This window comes from Kitasatospora sp. NPDC091257 (genome assembly GCF_044757675.1).
In the GTDB taxonomy this organism is placed as follows: domain Bacteria; phylum Actinomycetota; class Actinomycetes; order Streptomycetales; family Streptomycetaceae; genus Kitasatospora; species Kitasatospora lactacystinica.
Window position 1 is genome coordinate 1 of sequence record NZ_JBIVVI010000325.1, and the last position, 7,870, is coordinate 7,870.

Below are 7,870 nucleotides of genomic sequence, written 5' to 3' on the forward strand. Positions count from 1 at the left end.
AGGGGGTCGGCTTCCGCCCGTTCGTCCACACGCTGGCCGGTGAACTCGGCCTGGCCGGCACCGTCACCAACACCGGCGAGGGCGTCCTGGCCGAGGTCGAGGGCAGCCCGGACGCCCTGGACGCCTTCTGCCGGCGCGTGGCCGGCGACGCGCCGCCGCTCGCCCAGGTGCACTCGGTGGAACACGCGCCGCTCGCCACCACCGGCGCCACCGGCTTCCGCATCGTCCCGTCCAGCCCCGACGGCCCCCGCACCACCCTGATCCCGCCCGACACCGCCGTCTGCGCCGACTGCCTGGCCGAACTCGCCGACCCGGCCGACCGCCGCCACCGGCACCCCTTCATCAGCTGCACCAACTGCGGCCCCCGGCACACCATCGTCACCGGCCTCCCGTACGACCGGGCCAACACCACCATGGCCGGCTTCCCGATGTGCCCGGACTGCGCCCGGGAGTACACCGACCCCGCCGACCGCCGCTTCCACGCCCAGCCCGTCGCCTGCCACGCCTGCGGGCCGGCACTCGCGCTGACCGTGCCCGGACGCCCCGGACTCGCCGGGGAACAGGCCCTCACGGAGGCCCGACGGCTGCTCGCCGAGGGCGCGATCCTCGCCGTCAAGGGCATCGGCGGTTACCACCTCGCCTGCGACGCGCGCGACACCGCGGCCGTCGCCCTGCTGCGCCGGCGCAAGCGGCGCGGCGACAAGCCCTTCGCCGTGATGGCCCGCGACCTCGCCACCGTCGAACGCCTGCTGCCCGTCGACCCGGTCGAGCGGGAACTGCTCACCGGGCCCGTGAGGCCGATCGTCCTGCTCCGCCGCACGGGCCTGCCGGTGCCCCAGGCGGTGGCCCCGGGCAGCCCCGACCTCGGGGTGATGCTCCCGTACACGCCGCTGCACCACCTGCTGCTCGCCGCCCCCGGGCCGGACCTGCTGGTGATGACCAGCGCCAACCTCTCCGGCGAGCCGATCGTCACCGAGGACCGGGAGGCGCTGGAGCGGCTCGCCCCGCTGGTCGACGGCTGGCTCACCCACGACCGGCCGATCCACGTCCCCTGTGAGGACTCCGTGGTGCGGGTGGTGGACGGCGAACAGCTTCCGCTGCGCCGTTCGCGCGGGTACGCGCCGCTCCCGATCCCGCTGCCGGTGCCCGTCCGCCCCGTCCTGGCCGTCGGCGGCGACCTCAAGAACACCTTCGCGCTGGCCCGGGACGGCTACGCCTGGCTGTCCGGCCATATCGGCGACATGGACGACCTGGCCACCCTGCGGGCCTTCGAGCGGGCGGTCGAGCAGCTCGGCACGGTCAGCGGCGTACGGCCCGAACTGCTGGCCGCCGACCGCCACCCCGGCTACCGCTCGCTGCGGCACGCCGAGCGGACCGCCGCCGGCCGGCCGGTGCACCGGGTCCAGCACCACCACGCCCACATCGCCGCGGTGATGGCCGAACACGGCCTGGACGGCGGCCGGCCGGTGCTCGGGGTGGCCTTCGACGGCACCGGCTACGGCGAGGACGGCGCGATCTGGGGCGGCGAGGTGCTGCTGGCGGACTACGACGGGTTCCGCCGTCTCGCCCACCTCCGGTACGTGCCGCTGCCCGGCGGGGACGCGGCCGTCGAGCGCCCCTACCGGACGGCGCTCGCCCACCTGCGCGCGGCCGGGCTGCCCCGGCTGCCGCAGCTGCCGCCGGTCCGGGCCTGCGAGGGCGAGGAACTACGGCTGCTGGAGCGCCAGTTGGATCGGGGGCTGAACTGCGCGCCGACCTCCAGCATGGGCCGGCTGTTCGACGCGGTCTCCTCGCTCGCCGGGATCTGCCAGCGGGCCGGATACGAGGCCCAGGCGGCGATCGAACTGGAGGCGGCGGCCTGCGAGTTCAGCCGCAAGGACGGTCCTGTGCGCGGGGCGGCGCAGCGGGCGGGCGGCTACGCGTTCGGCCTGTCGGCGCGGGCGGACGGCTGGATCGCCGACCCCGGGCCGGTGCTGGCCGCGGTGGTGGCCGACGTTACCGCGGGTGCGCCCGCCGGGCTGGTCGCCGCCCGCTTCCACGGCGCGGTGGCCGAGCTGGTCCGGCGGATCTGCGCCGCCGTCCGGGAACGGCACGGCACCACCACCGTGGCCCTCAGCGGCGGGGTCTTCGCCAATGCGCTGCTCTCCTCCGCCTGCGCGAGCGGGCTCGGGGAGGACGGCTTCACCGTACTGCGGCACCGCCGGGTGCCGCCCAACGACGGAGGGCTGGCACTGGGCCAGCTGATGGTGGCCGCCCGGTCGGCGGCCACCCGGGAGGAGTGAGCGCGGATGTGCCTGGCGGTGCCCGGCAGGGTGACGGAGATCGGCGAGCGGGACGGGACCAGGATGGCGGTGATGGACTTCGGCGGCGTGATCAAGGACGTCTGCCTGGAGTACCTGCCCGACCTGGCGGTGGGGGACTACGCGATCGTCCACGTGGGCTTCGCGCTGCAGCGCCTGGACGAGGAGTCGGCCCGGCGTACCCTCGCCCTCTTCGAGGAACTCGGGCTGTTGCAGGAGGAGTTCGGCGACCCGTGGGAGGCCGCCGGGGCGGCGGCGGGTGCGGTCGGAGCGGCGGAAGAGACCGAGGAGGCCGGACGGTGAAGTACCTGGAGGAGTTCCGCAACCCCGAGCTGGCGGCCGGGCTGCTCGCCGACATCAGGGCGACGGTCACCCGGCCGTGGGCGCTGATGGAGGTCTGCGGCGGCCAGACGCACAGCATCATCCGGCACGCCATCGACCAACTCCTGCCGGACGAAGTCGAATTGATCCACGGGCCGGGCTGCCCGGTGTGCGTCACCCCGTTGGAGATGATCGACCGGGCACTGGCGATCGCCGCCCGGCCGGGGGTGGTCTTCTGCTCCTTCGGGGACATGCTGCGGGTGCCCGGCACCGACCGGGACCTGTTCCGGGTGCGCGGTGAGGGCGGCGACGTCCGGGTGGTGTACTCGCCGCTCGACGCCCTGCGGATCGCCCGGGAGAACCCGGACAAGGAGGTGGTCTTCTTCGGCATCGGCTTCGAGACCACCGCCCCGCCGAACGCCATGGCCGTCCACCTGGCCAGGAAGCAGGGGCTGCGAAACTTCAGCATGCTGGTCTCCCACGTCCGGGTGCCCCCCGCGATCGAGGCGATCATGGACTCGCCGGACTGCCGGGTCCAGGGCTTCCTCGCCGCCGGACACGTCTGCAGCGTGATGGGCACCGACGAGTACCCGGCGCTCGCGGAGCGCCACCGGGTGCCGATCGTCGTCACCGGCTTCGAACCCCTGGACATCCTGGAAGGCATCCGGCGCACCGTACGGCAGCTGGAGCGCGGGGAGCACACCGTCGACAACGCCTACCCGCGGGCCGTCCGCCCCGAGGGCAACCCGGCGGCCCGCGCCATGCTGGAGGACGTCTTCGAGGTGGGCGACCGCGCCTGGCGGGGCATCGGGGTGATCCCGCGCAGCGGCTGGCGGCTCTCGCCCCGCTACCGGGACCACGACGCCGAACACCGCTTCGACGTCTCGGGGATCACCACCCGCGAACCCGCCGAGTGCCGCAGCGGCGAGGTGCTGCAGGGGCTGCTGAAGCCCCACCAGTGCGAGGCCTTCGGCACCGTCTGCACACCGCGCACGCCGCTCGGCGCCACGATGGTGTCCAGCGAGGGGGCGTGCGCGGCGTACTACCTGTACCGGCGGCTCGGCGTGCCGGGTGCGACGTCCGTCCGGATGCAGGACGTTCAGGAGACCCAGGAGGCGAGCCGCGTTGGCTGACACCGAACTGCTCACCGAGGCGCCCGCCGGACCGTCCGCCGAACCGGACGCCGGTCGGCCCGACTTCTCCGGCTGGAGCTGCCCGCTGCCGCTGCGCGACCACCCCCGGGTGGTGATGGGCCACGGCGGCGGCGGGGCGCTGTCCGCGGAACTGGTGCAGAACCTCTTCGTGCCGGCCTTCGGCGGCCCGGTGCTCGCCGGGCTCGGCGACTCCGCGGTGCTGGAGCTCGGCGGGGCCCGGCTCGCCTTCTCCACCGACTCCTACGTGGTGCGGCCGCTGTTCTTCCCCGGCGGCTGCATCGGCGACCTCGCCGTCAACGGCACGGTCAACGACCTCGCCATGAGCGGGGCCCGGGCCGCCTACCTGTCCTGCGGCTTCATCCTGGAGGAGGGGGTGGAGATGGCGGTGGTGGACCGGGTCGCCAGGGCGCTCGGCGCCGCCGCCCGCACCGCCGGGGTCGAGATCGCCACCGGGGACACCAAGGTGGTCGAGGCCGGGCACGGGGACGGCGTCTACCTGAACACCGCGGGCATCGGGATCGTCCCGGCCGGGGTCGACATCCGCCCGCAGCGCGCCCGGCCCGGCGACGTGGTGATCGTCAGCGGGCCGATCGGGCTGCACGGCGTGGCGATCATGAGCGTCCGGGAGGGACTGGAGTTCGGCGTCGACGTGCGCAGCGACAGCGCGGCGCTCGGCGGCCTGGTCGAGGCGATGCTCGCGGCCACCGCCGACCTGCACGTGCTGCGCGACCCCACCCGGGGCGGCCTGGCGGCGGCGCTCAACGAGATCGCGGCCGCCGCCGGAGTGGGCGTCGTGCTCAGCGAGGCCGCCGTCCCCGTCCCGGAGCCGGTGGCCAACGCCTGCGCGGTGCTGGGCCTGGACCCGATGTACATCGCCAACGAGGGCCGGCTCGTCGCCTTCGTCCCGCGCGGCCCGGCGGACGCCGTGCTCGCCGCCATGCGCGCCCACCCGCTCGGCGCGGAGGCGGTGGTGATCGGCGAGTGCGTCGAGGAGCACCCGGGGATGGTCGTGGCCCGCACCGGCTTCGGCGGCACCCGGGTGGTCGACCTGCCGATGGGCGAGCAACTGCCGCGGATCTGCTGACGGCGCGCCCGCTGCTGCCGCCCCGGGAGACGCCTCCCGGGGCGGCGGTCCGTCGTTCCGCCCCGGCCGGTCAGCCCAGGAAGCGGTGCAGTGAATCCGCCAGGGCCTCGACGAAGCCCTCCCGGACCTCCTCGGCGACCAGGTCGAGGGACAGGTACGGGTTGAGGTCCTCCAGCTCGACCAGGAGCAGGCTCCCGTCCGGCGCGCGGCAGGCGTCCACCCGCTGGATCCCGTGGGCGAGCGTGTTCCAGTCGACGAAGCTCCGCGCGAACGCGAGGTCGGCCGCGTTCGGCTCGTACGGCTCCAGCACCCAGCGCCGGGCCGGATCCGGCGCGTGGAGGGCGTACTGGAAGGCGTCGTCCACGAAGTAGAAGGAGACCTCGTAGCGGAAGTCGATCCGCGGCTGGACCAGCACCTCGCCCCACGCGTCGAGCCCGTCCAGCTCGTCGCGGGTGAGGAAGCGCAGGCCTATGCTGTCCGCGCCCTCCCTGGGCTTGACCGCGTAGCGGTCGGCGGCGGGCAGCCGGTCGAGGTCCTGCGGCCGGTCGACCGTGGGGATGACGGGGCGGCCCGCCTCGGTCAGGTCCAGCAGGTACCCCTTCCCGGCCATGTCGCCCCGCCCGGTCAGCGGGTTGTAGACCCGCACGCCGTCGGCCAGGGCCCGGTCGCGGAAACGGGCGTACTCCTCCCGGTAGTGCAGCACCGGACCGCTGTTGCGCACCACGACCGCGTCGAAGCGCCCCATCAGGGCCCGGGCGTCCAGCGGGTGGCACAGGGCCAGGTCGAACCACTCCCGCAGCCGGGAGGTGAGGAAGACGTCCTCGTCGCCGTACCGCCGTCCGCGGGCCGGGTAGGCCAGGTCCGTCACGTACAGCAGGCTGGGCCGGTCGGGCACGGGTTCTCCCTCGGTCGGTGGTGGGGGAGTGAATCTACCGGGCCCGCCCCGGCTCAGCCCCGTGCGCCCATCAGGGCGGTCACGCAGACGTCCAGCCGCTCCTCCACCGCTCGCGTCGTCGGTTCCGTCCGCCCGGTCTCTGTACGAGATGCTCCGGAGCGGGGCCCCGCTTGGCTCGACCGGGCAGCAGGGCCGACCGGCCCAGGCCGGTGGGGATCGGCCGGGACCGGGGAGGCGGGCCCGGTCGGCCGCCGGCGTCGACGGCCGACCGGCCGGACCGCGTCAGGCAGAGCCGCCGTGGCCGCCTCCGCCGGGGGTGCGGATCTCCAAGGCGTCCCCGGCAGCGACCTCGGTGGTGCCGCAGCCGGGCAGTTCCTCGACGGTGCCGTCGGCGCGCAGGACGCGGTTGGCGCCGAGCGTGCCCGGGAAGCCGCCGGCGAGGCCGTACGGCGGGACGCGGCGGTGGCTGGTGAGCAGGCTGACCGTCATCGGTTCGCGGAAGCGCAGCCGCCGCAGGACGCCGTTGCCGCCGTGCCGGCGCCCGTTGCCGCCGCTGTCCGGGCGGACGGCGAACTCCTCGACCAGGACCGGGAGCCGCCACTCCAGGACCTCCGGATCGGTGAGGCGGGAGTTGGTCATGTGGGTCTGGACGGCGTCCGCGCCGTCGAAGCCGGGGCCGGCACCGGAACCGGAGGCGATGGTCTCGTAGTACTGGTGCTCGGCGTTGCCGAAGCTCAGGTTGTTCATCGTGCCGGATCCCTCCGCCTGCACGCCGAGCGCGGCGTAGAGCGCGCCGACGATGGCCTGCGAGGTCTCGACGTTCCCGGCGGCGACGGCGGCCGGGTACTCCGGGGCGAGCATCGAGCCGGGCGGCACGACGATCCGCAGCGGGCGCAGGCAGCCGTCGTTGAGCGGGATGTCGTCGGCGACGAGGGTGCGGAAGACGTACAGGACGGCGGCGGTGACGACGGCGGAGGGGGCGTTGAGATTGCCGTCGAGCTGGGGCGAGGTGCCGGTGAAGTCGATGGTGGCGCTGCGGTCCCGGCGGTCGACGCGCACGGAGACGGCGATCACGGCGCCGGAGTCGGTCTCGTAGCGGTACGAGCCGTCGCTCAGCCCGTCCACGGCGCGGCGCACCGCCTGCTCGGCGTTGTCCTGGACGTGCCGCATGTAGGCCTGGACGACGTCCGGGCCGAAGTGCCCGATCATCGCGTTGACCTCGTCGACGCCCTTGCGGTTGGCGGCGATCTGGGCGCGCAGGTCGGCGAGGTTGGTGTCCGGGTCGCGGGACGGGTACGGCGCGTCGGTGAGCAGCCGGAGGGTCTCCTCCTCGCGCAGCCGCCCGTCCACCACCAGCGGCCAGGTGTCGAAGAGTACGCCCTCCTGGTGGATCTCGCGGCTGTCGGCGGGCATCGAGCCGGGAGAGGTGCCGCCGATCTCGGCGTGGTGGCCGCGCGAGGCGACGAAGAACAGGACCACGTCGCCGTCCGGGTCGAAGACAGGGGTGACCACGGTGATGTCGGGCAGGTGGGTGCCGCCGTGGTACGGGTCGTTGACGGCGTAGGCGTCGCCCGGGCGCAGCTTCGGGCCGAGACGGCGCAGCACCTCCTTGACGGTGGTGCCCATCGAGCCGAGGTGGACGGGGATGTGGGGGGCGTTGGCGACGAGGTTGCCGTCCGGGTCGAAGAGCGCGCAGGAGAAGTCGAGCCGCTCCTTGATGTTGACCGACTGGGCGGTGGATTCCAGTCGGGCGCCCATCTGTTGGGCGATCGCCATGAAGAGGTTGTTGAAGACCTCCAGCAGCACCGGGTCGGCGGCGGTCGGGACGGCCTCCTCGGCGGTGGCCCCGACCTGCTCGACCAGGAGGTGTCCGGCGGTGGTGACGGTGGCCTTCCAGCCGGTGTCCACCACGGTGGTGGCGTTGGCCTCGGCGATGACGGCGGGTCCGGTGACGGTGTCGTCCGCGCGCAGCGATTCGCGTTCCAGCAGCGGGACCCGCCGCCACCGGCCGCCGGCGTACAGCCGGACGGCGACGGGCTCGGCCGGGGCGGCCGCGGGGGAGAGGGTGCCGAGTTCGGGCTGCTCGGTGAGGCCGGTGCCCTCGACGGCGCGGAAT

6 protein-coding genes are annotated in these 7,870 nt (G+C 74.5%); 4 read left to right on the plus strand and 2 right to left on the minus strand.

What is annotated here, in order from left to right; translation table 11 throughout:
* The 4 genes from hypF to hypE form a co-directional block, all read left to right on the plus strand.
* On the plus strand, positions 1-2,282 hold a 2,282-nt coding region (gene hypF, locus ACIQOV_RS17230; protein WP_401049325.1), incomplete at its 5' end, for a carbamoyltransferase HypF.
* 6 nt (positions 2,283-2,288) lie between these two features.
* Positions 2,289-2,603, plus strand: coding sequence for a HypC/HybG/HupF family hydrogenase formation chaperone (locus tag ACIQOV_RS17235; RefSeq protein WP_401049326.1), 315 nt, complete (start codon positions 2,289-2,291; stop codon positions 2,601-2,603).
* Entirely contained in the window at positions 2,600-3,754 is a 1,155-nt protein-coding gene (gene hypD / locus ACIQOV_RS17240) for a hydrogenase formation protein HypD (RefSeq protein WP_401049328.1), read from the plus strand. Before ACIQOV_RS17235 ends, hypD begins: the two co-directional genes overlap by 4 nt.
* A gap of 7 nt (positions 3,755-3,761) precedes the next feature.
* Entirely contained in the window at positions 3,762-4,859 is a 1,098-nt protein-coding gene (hypE, locus tag ACIQOV_RS17245) for a hydrogenase expression/formation protein HypE (RefSeq protein WP_401049332.1), read from the plus strand.
* 70 nt (positions 4,860-4,929) lie between these two features.
* Here hypE and ACIQOV_RS17250 read toward each other — a convergent pair whose 3' ends face one another.
* Both ACIQOV_RS17250 and ACIQOV_RS17255 read right to left on the minus strand, forming a co-directional pair.
* Complete coding sequence (locus tag ACIQOV_RS17250; protein WP_401049329.1) at positions 4,930-5,754, minus strand: hypothetical protein; 825 nt, start codon at positions 5,752-5,754, stop codon at positions 4,930-4,932.
* Between the two features lie 282 nt (positions 5,755-6,036).
* The coding region (locus ACIQOV_RS17255) for a hydantoinase B/oxoprolinase family protein (protein WP_401049331.1) at positions 6,037-7,870 on the minus strand (1,834 nt) is incomplete at its 5' end.